This window comes from Polyangiaceae bacterium (assembly GCA_015075635.1).
Taxonomy (GTDB): Bacteria; Myxococcota_A; Polyangia; order Polyangiales; family Polyangiaceae; genus JADJKB01.
This window is the reverse complement of sequence record JABTUA010000001.1, coordinates 2,016,839-2,032,729: the sequence shown is the minus strand read 5'-3', so window position 1 is coordinate 2,032,729 and position 15,891 is coordinate 2,016,839. Positions and strand designations below refer to the sequence as shown.

Annotated in this window: 16 protein-coding genes; 6 read left to right on the top strand and 10 right to left on the bottom strand. The window is 69.1% G+C overall.

Annotation, left to right across the window (positions count from 1 at the left end):
- Positions 1-95 precede the first annotated feature (95 nt).
- Together ltrA and HS104_09105 are read right to left on the bottom strand one after the other, a co-directional pair.
- A complete protein-coding gene (gene ltrA, locus HS104_09110) occupies positions 96-1,442 on the bottom strand; it encodes a group II intron reverse transcriptase/maturase (GenBank protein ID MBE7480129.1) in 1,347 nt (448 codons plus the stop codon).
- A gap of 676 nt (positions 1,443-2,118) precedes the next feature.
- Positions 2,119-2,313 (bottom strand): hypothetical protein, encoded by a 195-nt coding sequence (locus HS104_09105; GenBank protein MBE7480128.1) that lies wholly within the window; start codon positions 2,311-2,313, stop codon positions 2,119-2,121.
- Between the two features lie 119 nt (positions 2,314-2,432).
- On the opposite strand from HS104_09105, the gene HS104_09100 reads away from it, so the two are divergent.
- The 3 genes from HS104_09100 to HS104_09090 all read left to right on the top strand — a co-directional run bounded on the left by HS104_09100 (position 2,433) and on the right by HS104_09090 (position 4,365).
- Positions 2,433-2,705 carry a hypothetical protein gene (locus HS104_09100; GenBank protein MBE7480127.1) on the top strand — a complete coding sequence of 91 codons (273 nt, stop codon included), beginning with the start codon at positions 2,433-2,435 and terminating at the stop codon, positions 2,703-2,705.
- 320 nt (positions 2,706-3,025) lie between these two features.
- Positions 3,026-3,358: a hypothetical protein gene (locus HS104_09095; protein MBE7480126.1), complete on the top strand. Its 333-nt coding sequence runs from the start codon at positions 3,026-3,028 to the stop codon at positions 3,356-3,358.
- Positions 3,355-4,365, top strand: a complete 1,011-nt coding sequence (locus tag HS104_09090) for a hypothetical protein (GenBank protein ID MBE7480125.1) — start codon at positions 3,355-3,357, stop codon at positions 4,363-4,365. Before HS104_09095 ends, HS104_09090 begins: the two co-directional genes overlap by 4 nt.
- Positions 4,366-4,567: 202 nt before the next feature.
- Here the strand turns inward: HS104_09090 and HS104_09085 are convergent, their stop codons facing one another.
- The 4 genes from HS104_09085 to HS104_09070 all read right to left on the bottom strand — a co-directional run bounded on the left by HS104_09085 (position 4,568) and on the right by HS104_09070 (position 7,362).
- Complete coding sequence (locus HS104_09085) at positions 4,568-4,750, bottom strand: hypothetical protein (protein ID MBE7480124.1); 183 nt, start codon at positions 4,748-4,750, stop codon at positions 4,568-4,570.
- Positions 4,751-4,760: 10 nt separating this feature from the next.
- Positions 4,761-5,081 carry an STAS-like domain-containing protein gene (locus HS104_09080; protein ID MBE7480123.1) on the bottom strand — a complete coding sequence of 107 codons (321 nt, stop codon included), beginning with the start codon at positions 5,079-5,081 and terminating at the stop codon, positions 4,761-4,763.
- A complete protein-coding gene (locus HS104_09075; GenBank protein MBE7480122.1) occupies positions 5,081-5,965 on the bottom strand; it encodes a hypothetical protein in 885 nt (294 codons plus the stop codon). The genes HS104_09080 and HS104_09075 overlap by 1 nt, the downstream gene beginning before the upstream one ends.
- A gap of 992 nt (positions 5,966-6,957) precedes the next feature.
- Positions 6,958-7,362 carry a hypothetical protein gene (locus HS104_09070; protein MBE7480121.1) on the bottom strand — a complete coding sequence of 135 codons (405 nt, stop codon included), beginning with the start codon at positions 7,360-7,362 and terminating at the stop codon, positions 6,958-6,960.
- A gap of 120 nt (positions 7,363-7,482) precedes the next feature.
- On the opposite strand from HS104_09070, the gene HS104_09065 reads away from it, so the two are divergent.
- Both HS104_09065 and HS104_09060 read left to right on the top strand, forming a co-directional pair.
- A complete protein-coding gene (locus HS104_09065; protein ID MBE7480120.1) occupies positions 7,483-7,731 on the top strand; it encodes a hypothetical protein in 249 nt (82 codons plus the stop codon).
- A 45-nt stretch (positions 7,732-7,776) separates the two neighbouring features.
- Positions 7,777-8,847, top strand: coding sequence for a hypothetical protein (locus HS104_09060; GenBank protein ID MBE7480119.1), 1,071 nt, complete (start codon positions 7,777-7,779; stop codon positions 8,845-8,847).
- 27 nt (positions 8,848-8,874) lie between these two features.
- On the opposite strand, the gene HS104_09055 is transcribed toward HS104_09060, so the two are convergent.
- Entirely contained in the window at positions 8,875-9,408 is a 534-nt protein-coding gene (locus tag HS104_09055) for a hypothetical protein (protein MBE7480118.1), read from the bottom strand.
- A gap of 92 nt (positions 9,409-9,500) precedes the next feature.
- A complete protein-coding gene (locus tag HS104_09050) occupies positions 9,501-10,481 on the bottom strand; it encodes a hypothetical protein (protein ID MBE7480117.1) in 981 nt (326 codons plus the stop codon).
- A 90-nt stretch (positions 10,482-10,571) separates the two neighbouring features.
- Here HS104_09050 and HS104_09045 point away from each other — a divergent pair, with 90 nt between their 5' ends.
- Positions 10,572-12,236, top strand: coding sequence for a hypothetical protein (locus HS104_09045; GenBank protein MBE7480116.1), 1,665 nt, complete (start codon positions 10,572-10,574; stop codon positions 12,234-12,236).
- On the opposite strand, the gene HS104_09040 is transcribed toward HS104_09045, so the two are convergent.
- Both HS104_09040 and HS104_09035 read right to left on the bottom strand, forming a co-directional pair.
- Positions 12,226-13,152 (bottom strand): cyclic nucleotide-binding domain-containing protein, encoded by a 927-nt coding sequence (locus HS104_09040; GenBank protein MBE7480115.1) that lies wholly within the window; start codon positions 13,150-13,152, stop codon positions 12,226-12,228. The genes HS104_09045 and HS104_09040 overlap by 11 nt on opposite strands.
- The gene (locus HS104_09035; GenBank protein MBE7480114.1) at positions 13,145-15,883 is read right to left on the bottom strand and encodes a HEAT repeat domain-containing protein; all 2,739 of its coding nucleotides are present in this window, start codon (positions 15,881-15,883) and stop codon (positions 13,145-13,147) included. The genes HS104_09040 and HS104_09035 overlap by 8 nt, the downstream gene beginning before the upstream one ends.
- Positions 15,884-15,891 lie beyond the last annotated feature (8 nt).

The window sequence follows — 15,891 nt, the reverse complement described above, 5'->3', positions numbered from 1 at the left end:
CAAAAGAATCGGGATAGGGGCGCCGGTTTCGCCCGGCGACCCCTCCCACACCACCGGACGTGCGGGACCGCATCCGGCGGTTCGAAAAGTTGAGGTCACGCGGCGAGCCGGGGTACGCCCAGCTCGTCGAAGAGCGAGTTTGGAAGTGCGATTTGGATGTCTCTGATTGCGCTCCGCCACCAACGGCGGTGGTTGGCAGCACCGCGACGAGAGCGCCACACGGTCAGACCGCGTGACACGAGCTCCCGAAACACGGTGCGACCGCGTCGCCACTGCTTGAGCTGGAGCATTCTCAGCCGGCGTCGAATCCAACGGTCGAGATCGGCGAAGACCTTCGGCGTTTTGGCCAGATCGAAGTATGCCTTCCATCCGGTTAGGAATGCTTTCAAGTCCTCGCAAACCCGCGCCAGGCTTCTTCCGCCGTTACGGCGGGTAGTCCGCCGCACTCGAGCTTTCATCGCTGCAACGGCCTTCGGTGCGACGCGGACTCGGATCTCGCGTTTGGGCGCTGCCCAGTATGCGAAACCGAGAAACTGTCGCTCGAAGGCATGTGCGACCGCGCTTTTCGACTCGTTGATTTGGAGCCGTTGCTTCGCGTAGAGCCGCCGGAGCAGCTCCATCACGCGCTCGCCGGCGCGCCGCGACCGCACGTAAACGTTGCAGTCATCGGCGTAGCGCACGAAGGCGTGTCCGCGCTTCTCCAGCTCCTTGTCGATGTCATCGAGCAGCACGTTCGCGAGCAACGGCGAGAGTGGCCCGCCTTGCGGCGTTCCCTCGTGCCGTTCCACCACCACTCCGCCGACCATGATGCCGGCGTTCAAGTAGCGGCGGATGAGTCCGAGCATCGTCTTGTCCGCGATCCGCTTCGCGAGCTTTCCCATCAGCACGTCGTGGTTGACGCGATCGAAGAATTTCTCCAGATCGACATCGACCACCCACCGCCGGCCCTCTTGCACGAAGCGTTGCGCTTCACGAACAGCGTCGTGTGCGCGCCGCCCGGGTCGAAAGCCGTGGCTGTGCTGCGAGAAGCTCGGATCGAACATCGGTTGCAGGACCTGAAGCAGGGCCTGCTGGATGAACCGATCGAGCACCGTAGGAATGCCGAGCTCTCGCATTCCGCCGGTTCCCTTGGGAATTAGCTGCCGTCTCACCGGCGCGGGCCGATACGCCCCCGTGAGCAACTGCTCGCGGAGCTCGTGCCAGTGAGCGCGCAGGTAGTCGGGCAACTCGCTTACGGTCATCCCATCGATACCAGGACTGCCCTTGTTCCTTTTCACTCGTTTCAACGCGGCCTGAAGATTCTGGCGTTCACACACCTTCATCATCAGGTCGCTCGCTCCCGAGCGTACGAGCTCATGCGTCGCCATCGGCACTTCCTCGCTCCGCGGGTTGTTCGGGGCTTCACCCCTATCTGCCAGCGGGAGCTCCAGTTGCCCGGACATCTGAGACCTGGTGCCTTTGAGACCCACGTTCGTTCGCTCTCCTCTTCGTTCGGTCCTTCGTCGCCGAGCTCAGCGACTACTACGACCTCTGCTGACTTCTCGCTCCGCCGTTCGCACAGCGTCGCCCTTTCAGGCGCAAGGCGAGATCTCCCCGGGTAATTGCACAACCCTTCACCGCACGACCGCCGGATCTACGTCGCCGGGTCTTGGTCATCCGAGCTTCGCAGAATACGGCCTGCTCGCTCACCCGACTCCGCCTCGTATCCGATTCCTGTTCGTCGGCCCACGGTTTCGCTCCCCGCTTCCTTCCCACGGTCGGTCACCCTTCCGCAGTTGCGGTTCGCTTCGATTTTGATGACCAAATTTCGAGAGGACTTCCACCTCCAAGGTTGTGCCCATGCCGGGCGCACCGCCGTTAGCTCGACCCCCCTACAAAGGGGTCGAGCACGGAACCACCTCAGGGGTCTTGGAATTCTGGGGCACTGCCCCAAAACCCATGCTCTCCCCAACGCTCAAGCGCCTCCCGCTGCATCACGATCCCGCAGAAATCCCGCTGCTCCAGCGCGCTTTCTTAGATTCAGGTTCCAGTCCTAGTAATAGGGTGGAGGTTCAAGTCCTCTCCTTCGCACCAACGAACCCTGCCGGCGAGACGATCAGGCCGGCGCCTGACGTGACGTCACCTCGACGCGCGAGGCTTGATGCGCGCGGCCTCGCGCTCGACCACCTCTCGAGTGATCCGCGGATTTTCGATCGCGACGTTGCCGAAGGCGAAGCTGACGCGTTGGGCCCGGAGCTCGGCGGGGGTGGCACGGCGCGCGTTGCGGATGAGCTCCGCGAAATCGGCCGTCGTGGATGCGTCTCGGGGTGGCACGGCACTGACGGTAGGGCCATCGAGCGGCGTCGGCAACGTCGCCGCCAATTCGCACGTACGGCGGCGTCCCGCGCAGCAGGGGCAATCGAGACTCCGGCGCGGTCCAGAGGTATTCTCAGGTGCCCGCCGCGCAAGTGGCCACGCTTGGGTCAGGTTTCAGCAAGATGAGTCACGCGCGCGCCCGCCCAGCATCCCGCAAGCCTCGCGTCGGCGACATCGTTTCGTTCCCGTTCGGGAGCTACATGGCGCGCGGCGAGGTCATCGAGGATCGAGGGCATCTCGGCCGCGACGGCGAGCGGATCATTCGCGTGCGCGTCGAGCTTGGCAACGACGCGGTGCCCCTGTTCACCGAGATCCCGTCGCGAGTGGCGACGATCGTGCGTTCCGGTTGAACGCGCAGCGTTCGGGTCGGCCTGGTCAATGGCGCCCCACCGCCGGCCGCGGAGCGACCGTGCACCGACCGCGCGCCGACTCTGGTCGAGCGCCTCGGCCAGCTCGGCCCATGTCGCTTCATCGTACCCGGAGAGCACGCACTCGTTCCCGGCGCAGCGCCGCCAGGATCCCGATGCCGCGGTCGATGACTGCGAGCCTCTCCCTCTCCAGCGCCACTCGCTGGCATCACGAACCAGCACAGATCCTGCCGCTCCGGCGCGCTCTCGTAGTGGACGTCCGGCAAGCAATCCTGGCCCGGCGTATGCTGTGTGGTGCGCCAATGGCTGTGGTTCGGATCGAGGTGGGGGCGAGCGTGCTCGCCGTGGCGTTAGCGCTCCCGCTGATCGGATGCGGCGACGAGAAGGTCGACCGGCTGTCGGGTTGGAAACGCCACTTCGGCCCGCATGCGCAGAACCACGCACTAGCCGTCGGGGCGGATGGCCGGATTGCAATCGCGGGCAACGTCGTAGGCCCGGTCGATTTCGGGGCGGCTGGCGTGATTGAGCAGTCGGGCTCGCGACGCGGGTTCGTTGCCATGCTCGATGAGTCGGGTCAGCCCATCTGGACCTTCGCGACCGACGCCTCGCATCCGGGCGACGTGGCGATGCCGTGACGGTCGACCCCGCCGGTAATGTGTTTGCGCTGGGAGTCGCTTCCTTTGGCACGAACGTGGGAGGGGAAGAGGTCCCGCCGTCGGGGTACGTGGTCGCGCTTTCGGTGAGCGGCAAACCCATTTGGAAGCAGCTCATCGTCAATGCCACCGGAGGCTACCCCTTCAACCCCGTCAATACCGGGTTCGACATCGCAGTCGATGCATCGGGCAACGTGTTCGTTGCGGCCGCCTGTTTCGATGCCGCGAAGGTCGGCCAGATCGAGACGTCGCCTCCGCCGATTCCTCACCCGGGCGCATGGCCCTACCTGTGCCTCTTCGCGCTGGACCCACAGGGTGCGCCACGCTGGGGGCGAGCGTTCACCGCCGATTGGACCTTCGGCACACCGCGGCCGAAGCTCGTCGTCGGCCCGAACGGCCACTTGTATGTCGCAGGGCACGCCAACAACCAGATGGACCTGGGGTCCGGGATCACACCCACACCAGGAATGAACGCAGCCTATGTGCTGGCTCTCGACGCTGAGGGAGAGGTCCGATGGTCTCGGGTGTTCGGCGGGACCATCGCGGACGGCGGTTCACTCGCGATCGACCCGACCGGCCGCCTCGTGGCGACCGTGATCGGAGGCGGTGACGTCGTGATCGAGGGCGAAGCGCTGGGCGGGGGTGCCTACGTCGAGCGCTCGGTGCTCGTTTGGCTCGACACCGATGGAGCGGTCCTCAGCCGGCGCGTCATGTCGTCGAGCATTCTGTTCGACACCGTGGCCGCAGGCTCGCACGGCCTTGCTCTCTCGGGGACCGTGGGCAAGGACACGTATGCTCCGACGCCGGTGGCGCATTGCCGCGCCGACGGCACCGCGTGCAGGATCGCAGACCTGGGAGAGACGTGGGATCTCTACCGAGGAATGGCCTGGCACCCGGACGGCGACTTCGTCGCGGGAGGAAGCTATTTCCGCGAAGGGAACAGCGTCGTGGACGAGCTTTCCGCAGTCGGCAAGTTCCGCTTCGAGTGACCCAGCCGCCGGATGCGGACTGCCGCGCGCGCAGGTGGTGCGGGGCGCAGGGCGAGCTGACCGGTCGCATACGCGGAGCGGACCGAGCTCGCTCCGACGATCGAAGTGCTCCTCCGTTCCTGGCTCGAGCGCGAGCGGCCGAAGGGGACGCTGATGAAGTCGGGTGGGCAGCGATCGGGCAGGCGCGGCCTCGCGCCCAGCTTCACCGCTCGCCGCGGAGTGGACCTGCGCCGACGGCGCGCCGACTCTCATCGAGGGCTTCGACCAACTCCGGCCACGTCGCCTCGTCGTACCCGGACTCGTCCGCGAGCCACTCTCGGATCAGGGCTTCGGCCAGGCGATTCCGCTCGCGAATCTCCCGACCTTTGTCGGTGACATCGACCACGCTTGCCTCCTCACCCAGGCAGTGGAGCCGAATCGGACTCCGTTCGTTCCCGCGAGCGCGAGCGAACGATGTCGTCCAGAAGCCGGCGATCCGCCGGATCGATGTTCTCGACCTTCACCCGCGTCGTGAGCTCATCGACCGGATGCAGAAGCGCCAGGCGTCCCAAGCTCTCGTCGAAGAAGGATACCGAGGCGATGCGGACCCCTGCGAAGTCGAGCACGACCGGCTCCGCGTCGGCCCAGTGCTTCTCGATCGCCGCGCGAAGCTCGGCGCCATCGCTGCGCGTAACGCGCTTCGACTGGTACTCGGTCGCGATGTGAATGCGGGCCATTAGAACAGTGGGGTGTAACCGGGCTCGTCCGGGACCTCCGCGTCGGGCCTGAAATCGATCTCGATTGCGGTTCCGCGCAGTGGTGGGCTCTTGAAGCGAGACAGGCGATCGCCGGACCATGTGAGTTTGGCCGCGAGCGACACGATGGTCAAGCGGCCGCGACGACTGCACACGGTCTCACGGATCGTCTTGAGCCCGAGCCCCCCGACCTGATTGGCACGCGAGGTCAAGCGAGGCGCCGTGACGGCCGCCTCGATCACATCGGCGTCGCTCTGTCGGTGGAGGGCACGGATACGTTCGCGGCGAAGTGCAGCCGGGATCCCGATGCCGCGGTCAATGACCGCGAGCCTGACCGAGCGGGTTTTCTTGTACCAGCGGGCGAGCACGACGCACCCGATCGGCGACTCCGACCACTCGAACACGTTCTGCAGCAGCTCGTTCAAGCAAAGCTGGATCGTGTAGGAGCTCTCGGATGTCATTCCCGGCACCCCATGCGTGAGCATCGAGGTGACAGAGTCGGTGTACACGGCATCGAGCGCGGTCATTTCGCGCAGCTCGAGGGTCCGGAGCCCGGTCGGATGCCCCGCCGCGAACTTGGTGAGCCCAACTTCCTCGGCGAACGCGCTCGCGTCGGGGTCATGTGGGCGTGTGAGACCCGTGGGCCGGCCAGACTTCCGCCGCGTGGAAAACACCGATGCAATCAATGCCACCCCGAAGGGCCCGAAGAGCTTCGTGTGCGAGCAGTCGATCTCGACCTCGCCCACCTCGCGCTCTGCTTCGTTGCAGAGCTCGATGAGCTGGAAGCTCTCGCCCACCGTGGCACGCGCTGGCAACGTCAACCGGAGCACGCAGGCATGGTCGTCGTTGGCTCGTCCGAAGTCCACTTCCGCTACCGCTTCGGCGGCACCGCTGACCCAAAAACGTTCGTGGCTCGACCCGCGCCAGCAGGGTCGAGCACGGAACCGCCTCAGTGGTCTTGGAATTCTGGGGCACTCCCCCAAAACCCATGCTCTCCCCTACCCTCCAGCACCCTTCCCCGCATCACGATCCCGCAAAAATCCTGCTGTTTCGTCTCGCTCTCGTAGATTCAGGTTCCAGTCCTAGTAATAGGGTGGAGGTTCAAGTCCTCTCCTTCGCACCAATCTTCAGCACGTCGTGCAGCGACAAACGGCACCGCACGTCACACTCGGCTTCGAAGCACCTCCGCAGGTCACGGAGCAGTCGTTCGAGCCACAAATGAGCTTGCTGTCCTGGCGCACGTTCGCCGTGGCGCCGCAGCTCATCGCGCAGGTGCCGGCCGCACAGGTGACCGTGGCCGCCTTGCAGCCGTCGGTTTGCTTGCAGTCGATCTGACACGCGTGCGGGCCGACGGGGCAAACGATCCTCAGCGCGGCGGCGCTGCCTGGGACTGCGGCCAGGAGCAGCGACTGCCACCATCGCCGGTGGGTAGACACTTACCGCCCGCAGCCACGCACGCGTCCCACCGATCGCGCTTCGTGCTGCACTCCGCCCACGGGTCGGCGGGGCGGCACTCGATCAGCATCGTGCCAGTCCTGTCAACCTTTGCATGGGCATGACCTGTGTCGCCGGTGACCCAGGCCCGTCCGCGCCCTTCGTAGCTCTCGTCCCGGTCGAGCAGCCAGTACCCGTGGGGGCACGCGCGCCCTGCCAGTTCGAAGCAGTCTGCAGACTTCCTGCAAGTGATGGCCGCCGCGGGTCTGCCATTGGGGCCGGTGACCATTCGAGTGCCCGTGCCCCGCGCGCACCCGAGGATCGCGAGCGCGGCGACGATTGGCGCGATTCGACCGAGCGAGGACATCTTCGAGACAGTCCACTCCGGCGTGGCAAGAAGGTCAATCCGGCCGTTCACTTCCGCTCAGCGATAGGGCGTCGCTCCGTTCGCTTCCACGGCGCTCACGTTGGGGATCTTCCCGACCGTCGCGGCGAGCGCGCCGAGCTCCTGGGCGTACCACTCGGTGTAGCCGCAGGTCAGGCAGACGTGAGCGCGAAAGCTGCCCCCGGTCAGGACCTGCCAGCGGGCCTCGAGCCCGGAGGCGACGGCCATCGGCATCACGCTTCCGTTGTTCTGCACGTCCGGCAGGTAGAAGGGCGAGACCACGATGAGCTGGCCGTGCTGGCACTTCGCGCACGGCTCGGGGCTTGGCGCCGCGGCACGCGGCGCTTCGGGTGTGCTGCCGCTGGGGGTCAACGACCCGCCGCAGTGCAGGCATACCTTGGCGTAGATGTTCACGGCCTTGGAGCAGGTCGGGCAATTGAGCATGCCCAGAATGTTTCACGGGTCCACGCTGTGCGCGACCGCGAACGCTGCGCCGCCCGGGACAAATGACCATGGCGTGCCGCGGGTGCGAGCCCTTTGCCAGCCCTGGGGCTCCGCGCGGGAATGCCGATCGGCGGCGCGGTCATCGGCTGCGCGGCTGAAGGGGACTCGTCCGGAGACTTCGGCTGCCTTGGTGGTGCAGCCGCCGGCTTTGCCCTCGGCATCGTCGGGGCGATCATCCTGGACGCCACGGTCATCGCCAGGGAGGACGTTCCCCGGGAGCGCCCGCCCGAGCAAGCGAAGGTCCGAGTGTATCCGCGGCTCACCGTCACGGGTCAGAAGGGTGAGCTCGGCATCTTCGGGCAGTTCTGATCCACCGCCTTCCAGCTCGGCCCCAACCGCAGCATGCTCCCGCACATGCGTGCTGCCCGCCTCTGTCTAGCGCTCCTGCTCGGCGCCTGCGGCTCGCGCTCCGGGCTCTCGTCGCCGCCCGCGGAGACGACCGACGCCGACGCCGGCGGCTCTGGTGGCGGCGCGGGCGCGGGTGGCAGCGCGGGCTCCGGCGGCGGCGCAGGCGCTGGCGGCACGCCGAGCTGCGCGTTCGGCGCAGAGCCGGTCACGCTCGCGGCGGGGATTTCCCGCGCGTACGCCATCGCAGTGGACGAGGCGTTCGTGTTCGTGACCAGCGCCGTGGACGGCGGCGAGCTCTTGCGCATCCCGAAGGCGGGTGGACCGGCGCTGGCGCTCCTGACGGGTCTGGGACGGCCGCGGCACCTGGCGCTCGACGCGGAGCGCGTCTGGGTCACTTCTCCGATGGACGGCCGCGTCCTCGCAGCCACCAAGGACGGCGCGGCAGTCCAGCAGATCGTGGCCGCGTCGCCGGGTCATCCGGCGGGGATCGCCCGCGCGGGCACGACGACGGTCTGGGTTCGGCAGGGGCCAGGCGTGAAGGGCGGCGCGCTCTTCGCCTGGGAGCCGGAGAGCGTGGCGCCCACGCTCCTGGCGAGCGGGCTCGACAGCCCGGGAGCGCTCGTGGTGAGCGAAGGCCACGCGTTCTGGATCGACAACACGACCGGTAACACGCCGGGGATCTGGCACTTCGCGCCGGCGACCACCGCCGTCCCACAGCTGCTCGCGCCGCTGCCGGCGGCCAACGGCAACGACCTCGCTCTGGACGACAGTCACGTCTACTACGCCATGAACGCCGAGGTGGGACGGGTTCACCGCGACGGCGGCGCGCGCCAGGTGCTGTCGAGCGGGGCGTTCGCCCACGGCGTCGCGCTGGGCGGGCCGCACCTGTACTGGGTGGAAGGCGGAGCGACCAGCTCGGGCCGCCTGGCGCGCGTTCCCCGGGCCGGGGGGAGCGTGGAGACGCTCGCGACCGGGCTCGTCGTGCCGCGGGACGTGGCGCTGGACGAAGCGTGCGTGTACTGGACGAACCAAGGTGTGGGCGACGCGAGCGGTTCGGTGATGGCGCGCGCGCGTTGAGCTCGGCGCGCGCCTCTTTCAGCGGGTTCAGAGCGGGTCGGCGAAGTTCGCGACCATGTAGAGCGTGTCGCCCTTGCGATAGGCGCCGATGCCCACGTAGCGGAAGCGCTTCCGGTCGATGTTCTGGTGGTGCGGCGAGCTGGCGAGCCAGGCCTTGAAGATGGCGGGCTCGTCGGGACCGTAGGCGATGTTTTCACCGACGAGCTCCCACTTCCAGGCGCACTGCTTCGTGATCTGCTTGGCGAAGCTCGGGTTGTGCTCGAACGCGCCGCTCTCGCCCAGGTGCTTGGCCCAGGCCCGGGCGATGTTCTTCAAGCATTTCCGGTTCTCGAGCGCGACGGCGCCCACGTGCTTCTTGCGATGCGCGTTGTGCCGCAGCCGATCGTCGTACTCTGCCGCCGGATCGAAGCCGGCTTCGAGCGCTCCCTCGTAGTCCGCGAGCTCTTCGTCGGCGGGCTCGCCGAGGTCGTCCGAGGCCGCAGGGCCGCAACCCACGAGTGCCAACGCCAGGGTGGCAGCGAGTGTGGCTTTGGCGAGGGAGTCCGTCGTTCGTCGGCGCATGCGCTGACGAGAGCAAGGCCCGGGCCAGACTGGTTTCGGGCGAAACCCCGAGCGAGCTGCGCACCCGCCCGCTCAGCTGCGCAGGCGCACGCTCAGGGCTTGGGCTCCCACTCGCAGATGGCGTCTTCGCTGTCGTCTTCGCTGCGATCTTCCCACTTGCCGTCGGTGGACTTGATCGCCACCCGATGCTGGTAGCACCCGGTGCCGCACGGGCCGTGTTCGGGCTGCCCGGAGGCCCAGTTGAGATACGACATCGTCTCGCCGGTGATCCAAGAGTACGGGGCCTCGGTCGCGGACGATTTGGTCTGACCGTCGGTGCCGCCGATCCAGCAACGGGGATCGGCGGTCGGGCACAGGCCGAGCACGAACGCGTTCTCGCCGCTGGTGAGGATCGTCGCCAGGTGCGCGCCCGAGCTCTGACACTTCATGCTGCTGTCGGCGAAGCTGTTGCTGCTGCCGACGCGCCAGTAGCAGTGCACCCGGCCGTTGACCGTGTAAGGCACCGCGGTCGAGGCCTTCTCGGTGCACACGACCTGGCAGGTGGGGTTGCAGCCGTCGCCGGCGTTCTTGTTGCCGTCGTCGCACTGCTCGCCGGCTTCGAGCTTGCTGTTGCCGCAGACCGGCGTCGTGCCGCCGGTGCCGCCGCTGCCGCCGGTCGCGCCGCCGCTGCCGCCGGTCGCGCCGCCGCTGCCGCCGGTCGCGCCGCCGCTGCCGCCCGTCGCGCCGCCGCTGCCGCCCGTGGCGCCGCTGCTGCCGCCCGTCGCGCCAGCTCCGCCGCCTCCCGTCGTGCCACCGCTGGCGCCTCCGGTGTTTCCGCTGCCGCCTCCCCCGGTCGTCCCTCCACTGCCTCCCCCGCCGGTGGTCCCGCCGCCGCCGCCGGCGTTGCCGCTTCCGCCGCCGCCCGCCGCTCCGCCCGTGTTCCCGGTCCCTCCGCCGCCGAGACCCGCGGCACCACCACCTGGCGCAGCGCCGCCGCCGGCCGACCCGCCGCTGCTGTCGTAGTCGTCGAGATTGCGGGCGGAACAAGCGAGCAAGAACAGCGGGAGCGAGAGCAAGCCAAGGCGCACGGACATCACCCGAATTGTCGCCGAAGCCGGCCCCGGGCAGGCTGAAAATTCTGCTCCCCGGCCGAGCCCGCCAAAATGCTCTAGAATCTGGGATCCATGGGCTTCCTTCGGCGGATCGGGGCGTGTCTCTTGGTCTTGGGCTCTGCCACCTTGGGCTGCGCCACGGGCAGCAGCGAGGACGTCGGCGGAATTGGCGGGGGCTCCTTCGGCGGCTCCGGCGGCGGGACGGGGCAGTGCCAGCCGCCGAACATCCAGTGCAGGAGCGCCTGCATCGACCCCATGGCGAACCCGAGTCACTGCGGTGTTTGCGACAACCTCTGCCCGAGCAGTCAGGTCTGCTCGCAGGGTGTGTGTGGCGGCTTCTGCTCAGGCGGCACCACCAACTGCGACGGCAAGTGCGCCGATCTACAGACCGACCCGGCGAACTGCGGGACCTGCGGCAACATCTGCGCCGCCGGTGAGATGTGCACCATCGGCCAGTGCGCGAGCGAGTGCCTGGGTGGAACGACGAACTGCTCGAGCTGGGGCCAGTCGGGCAAGTGCGCCGACCTCCAGGTGGATCCGCAGAACTGCGGCACCTGTGGCAACGCCTGCGCGACGGGTGAAGTCTGCTCGCAGGGGCAGTGCGGCGTGGTCTGCTCCGGTGGCTCGACGAACTGTGGCGGCAAGTGCGTGGACACGGCGGTGGATCCGCAGAACTGCGGGGCTTGCGCCAACGCGTGCGCGAGCGGCGAGGCGTGCCAGAGCGGCACGTGCGGGCTGGTCTGCTCCGGCGGCCTGACCAAGTGCGGTAGCAAGTGCGCCGATCTGACCAAGGACCCAGCCAACTGCGGCGCCTGCGGCACGGCGTGTACGACCGGGCAGGGCTGCGTGAGCAGCAAGTGCACGCTCATCTGCAGCGGCGGCACGACCAACTGCAACAACGCCTGCGTGGACATGCAGGTGGATCCGAACAACTGCGGCAGCTGCGGCAACGCCTGCGGCTCCGGCCTCACCTGCCTCTCCGGGGTCTGCACCTTGGTCTGCCCCACTGGCCAGACCAAGTGCGGCACGACCTGCGTCGACACCAAGAACGACGCCAACAACTGCGGCGTTTGCTCGAACAAGTGCCCGACGGGCCAGGTTTGTCAGAACAGCGCCTGCACGCTGGTCTGCCCCAGCGGCCAGACCAAGTGCGGCAACAGCTGCGTCAACACCAGCACCGACGCGAGCAACTGCGGCGCCTGCGGCAACGCCTGCTCCGCCAGCCAGACCTGCCAGGGCGGCAGCTGCGTGTCGAGCTGCAATCCGTCCACCAACGTCGCGCTCACGGCCACGGCGCTCTCGAGCCCAGCGGGGTCCAGCGGTCAGGTGAGCTTCAACGTCGGCCCGAACAAGATGAACGACGGCTACCTGGAGGCCTCCTGCAACACCGAGAAGTTCCACTGGGTGGACGCCGGCAGCTCGCCGGGCTCGGCCTACATCCAGCTCGACTGGCCGAGCAGCGTGACCGTCAAGCGCATCAGCATCGACACCGTCCCGGCGAGCGCGAGCACCTGCGGCGTCTCCAGCGGCCGGAACCTGGCGGGCGGCACGATCCAATACTGGAACGGCGCTTCCTGGGTCGGCGCCGGCACGGTCTCGGGCCAGACCAACGACTGGAGCCACACGCTGACCACCGCGGTCAGCACCACCAAGCTCCGCATCTACGGCGTCCACACCTCCAACACCGGCCAGGGCTCGAACCCGGTCATCTTCGAGTGGCAGGTCTTCAGCTGCTGAGCGCGCGCCGGCGGGCGATGAGCTCCATGAGCCGGCCGCGTTCCTTCGCCATGTAGGCGAAGACGGCCCGCGCCAGATCGAAGTGATCGTCCATCGCCTCGAAGAAGTCGTCGTCGTCGAGCTCGAGCACGACGGCGTCCGTCGCGGCCGAGAGCGTCGCGTCGTGGCGCGGCCGCGCGAGCATGCCCAGGCTCCCCGCCACGCTGCCGGGGCCGAACCGACCGACGGCGGGCTCTCCTTCGCGCGCCAGCTGGAGCTCTCCCTGGCCGACCAGGCAGAGGCTGGTGCGAGCCTCGCCCTGCTTGTGCAGAAGGCCGCCCTGGCGGATCAGACGCGGGCGGCCGAGGCGCGCCAGCACGGCCACGGCTTGAATGCCGGCGCGCGCGAGGAGCGGCGCGTCGGTCAGCATGAGCATGCGGTCCACCAGCCCCGGCGGGCGGCCGAGGTCGGCGGGCTCGCCGGGGCCGGGCGGCGCGAAGGCGGCATCGAAGCCGAGCTCGTCGATCATCCGGGACACCGCCCGCGCGTGGCCCATCACCGCGCCGCGGCCGAGCTCGGGGTTGCCCTCGAGCACGTCGAACCAGTCCTCGACGGAGAAGGCCAGCGCGTGCACCGCGCTCAGTGCGCGGGCGGTGCGGGTGTGGGCGCTGTCTTGCATCGCGTCCTGGAAGCCGATGCCGTCGCGGGCGCCGAAGGTCCAGGGCGCGAGCCCCTCGGCCTCGAGCACGACCTGCCCCTTGACGATGAAGTAGATCTCGCGGCTTGCTTCGCCCTTCCGGTACACGGTCTGGCCGGCATCGAAGTAGACGTCGCTCATCAGCGCCACCACCTGCTCCACGCTCGGGCCGCTCTGGCTGCCGAACAGCGTGCGCATGAACAGCGAGCGTTCGAGGCGCTCGACCGCGGAGTCACTCATTGCTGCGGCCTCCGAACAACGCCGAGGCGTCGGCGTCGAGGGGCATCCAGCGGCGCTGGCTGAACACCTCCGCGGCCTCGTCGTCGAGGTCGGTCACGGCAAGGGCGCGCACGTGGTAGGCGGCGAGGGTCGCCAGCGCGTCGTCGGAGTCCCCGAGCATCACGCCGAGCGCCGCGTCCAGGGTTCGCGGCCTACCGGGTAGTCGCGCCTCCGAGCGCTCGACGCGCTCGCGGAGCGAGAGGTCGTCCACCACCCAGCTGAGCAGATCGCGAAGCTCTTCGCTGGCGCGCAGGATCAGCGCGTCGACCAGCTCGAGAGCGTTGGCGCGCACGCGTTTGTCCGAAGACTCGAGCGCGAAGTACACACTGCGCAGATCCTCGCTCCGGTACAGCATCTGCAGGATGCGGAAGGCGCGCTCCCGCGCCTGGCGCTGCTTGTCCGCGATCAAGCCGCGCAAGAGCCGATCGCTCGGCCGCGCGCGCTCTGGCGGTGGGCCGCTCTCCTCGAACACCAGCGCGAGGGCGGCCAGGCGCAGGCTCTCTTCCAGGTTTCTGAGCAGCTCCGGCTCGAGCCGCTCCCGCGGGACGCGCACGCCGTGTCGTCGGACCAAGCGGCCGAGCGCGCGCAACACGCGGTAGCGCACGAGCCCGGGCAGCTCGCCGACCAGCGCGTCGGAGAGCAAGCCCGCGGCGCGCTCGCTGCCGAGCTCGCCGATCGCTCGCGGGATCTCTCGACGCACGCGCTCGGTGAAGCGCCCGTCGGTGAGCGCGATCCCGAGCGCCTCGAGGGCTCGATCGCCGAAGCGCACCAGCGCTTGCCGCGCGGCCGCCCGCCGCCGTGGGTCGGCGAGGGTCTCGATCAGAAACGGAATGCTCTCGTCACTTCCCAGGGATGCGAGCGCACCGAGCGCAGCCTCGGCGACCTCCCCATCGGCGTCGCGGGCGAGCCGCTCCACTACCGGCGAGAACCTCGGGTCCTTGGCGTCGGCGATCGCGTCGGCGAGCGCCAGGCGGGCGCCGTGACACGCCGGCGTGGTGCCGGCGATCATCGCGGTGAGCTCGGGATCTGCGGCTGGGTCGGCCGAGCGATCGCGCCCGAGGCGGCCCACCGCCAGGTACGCCCGCAGGGGGCCGATGGCTGCGGCGACCTCCGGCAACCTGCCATGGCGCCCCAGCGCCCGCGCCGCCCGTGTCGCCACGCGCTCGGAGGAATGCTCGAGCAAGCGACGCGCGAGCGGCACCCAGTCCTCCCGGGTCGCGTCCGGGACGACCTCGAGCGCGCGGAGCAGCACCTCTTCCTGGTCGTGGTACAGGATGAGCGCAGGGATGAGCCGCGTGCGCTCCGCGTCCGCGAGCAGGTTCATCGCCGCCAACGCGCGCGCCGGCTCCGGGCTCGAGAGCGCCTCGATCACGGTCTGAGCCGAGCCCAGATCCAGGTCGCTGAGCGACAGCTCCGCGTAACCCGAGCCGCGGCCCAGGGACTGCCGGAACAGGTCGAGGTACGGGCGTCGAATCGCCAGCGCCGCCACCAGCCAGACCAGGGACAGCGCGGCGACCAGCGCGCCGAGCACGGTCGGGCTACCGAGGCCGTAGGTCGCCAGCAAGAACAGCCCGCCGGCGCCGAGCGCCTGCGCCACGCGCCCGATCACCGAGTCGATCAGGGGCTTGGCGCGGTCGCGCAGCTCCGGGTCCATCGGCAGGTAGGTGAGCTCCACGCCCACGCGGTGGACCGAGTGCCGCAGCGCCCCGTCCGCGCCTTTGGTCAAGAGCAGGAGCGCGAAGGCGCCGCCCAGGACCACCAGGCCCGCCGCGCCGAGCGCCAGGCAAACCGGCAGCACCGCGAGCGCCGCCGCGATGCCGAAGCGGCGCACGATGCGCCCGGCGACCAGGAGCTGCACCACAAGCGCCGCGGTGTTGAGTGCGCCGTAGTAGCGCGCGAAGAACGGGCCGAGCTCCTGCTTCGGCAAGGCCGCCGCGGCCGCGCTCTTGAACAGGTAGTCGAGCGTGAGCAGCGCCAGGGTCGAGCTCACGACCAAGAGCGCCACGCGACGCACGTAGCCATCGTGGAGGAGGAGCCCGACGCTGCCACCGAGCGCCGGCGCCGGAGCGCGCTGGCGCGGCGCCAGGGCCTCCGGCTCGGAGCTCGACGCGGCCAAGAACGCCGTGCCGAGCGAGAGCGCGGCCGCCGCCAAGAGCAAGCTGCCGACGGGCAGCAGCCACAGCAAGAGCACCGCCAGCGCCGAGCCGACCACCGCCCCGAGCACGCCGCCGGCGGAGACGACCGGGAAGAAGCGCTTGCTCTGGGCCGAGGTGAAGACCTCGCCGGCCAGGAGCCAGAACTGCACCACGCCGAGCGATCCGGCGAGGGCGCTCCAGACGTAGAGCCCGAAGGCGAGGCCCGGCGTGACGGGTCGGAAGTGCAGCCAGGCCGTCCCGAGCGAGAGCAAGGTGGTGGTGACGACCAAGGCGTTCCTGCGACCGAAGCGCCGGATGAAGCGCGCGTTGAGATCCGTCAGCCCGACGCCCACCAGCGCGACCACCAGGTACACGAGCGGCAAACGGCTGGCCGGGAGCTGGCCGAGGAACAGCGCGTCGCGCGCCGTCTCGAGCAGGCTGTGGGCCGCGACCAGCCCGAACAGCGTGGCGGTGGCCGAGAGCAGCGGCCTGCCCTCCCCCGCGCGCACGTCGATGAAGGAGCTGAGCGCGGCGCGTCGGGGTACGGGCTCGGTCACGGGGCCAC

Bases quoted from the DNA above. Each gene is read 5' to 3' on its own strand.
- HS104_09065 (MBE7480120.1), top strand. From the start codon at position 7,483: ATGCCGATCGGCGGCGCGGTCATCGGCTGCGCGGCTGAAGGGGACTCG.
- HS104_09080 (MBE7480123.1), bottom strand. From the start codon at position 5,081: ATGGCCCGCATTCACATCGCGACCGAGTACCAGTCGAAGCGCGTTACG.
- HS104_09040 (MBE7480115.1), bottom strand. From the start codon at position 13,152: ATGAGTGACTCCGCGGTCGAGCGCCTCGAACGCTCGCTGTTCATGCGC.
- HS104_09070 (MBE7480121.1), bottom strand. From the start codon at position 7,362: ATGCTCAATTGCCCGACCTGCTCCAAGGCCGTGAACATCTACGCCAAG.
- HS104_09095 (MBE7480126.1), top strand. From the start codon at position 3,026: ATGGCTGTGGTTCGGATCGAGGTGGGGGCGAGCGTGCTCGCCGTGGCG.
- HS104_09060 (MBE7480119.1), top strand. From the start codon at position 7,777: ATGCGTGCTGCCCGCCTCTGTCTAGCGCTCCTGCTCGGCGCCTGCGGC.
- HS104_09045 (MBE7480116.1), top strand. From the start codon at position 10,572: ATGGGCTTCCTTCGGCGGATCGGGGCGTGTCTCTTGGTCTTGGGCTCT.
- HS104_09055 (MBE7480118.1), bottom strand. From the start codon at position 9,408: ATGCGCCGACGAACGACGGACTCCCTCGCCAAAGCCACACTCGCTGCC.
- ltrA (MBE7480129.1), bottom strand. From the start codon at position 1,442: ATGTCCGGGCAACTGGAGCTCCCGCTGGCAGATAGGGGTGAAGCCCCG.
- HS104_09050 (MBE7480117.1), bottom strand. From the start codon at position 10,481: ATGTCCGTGCGCCTTGGCTTGCTCTCGCTCCCGCTGTTCTTGCTCGCT.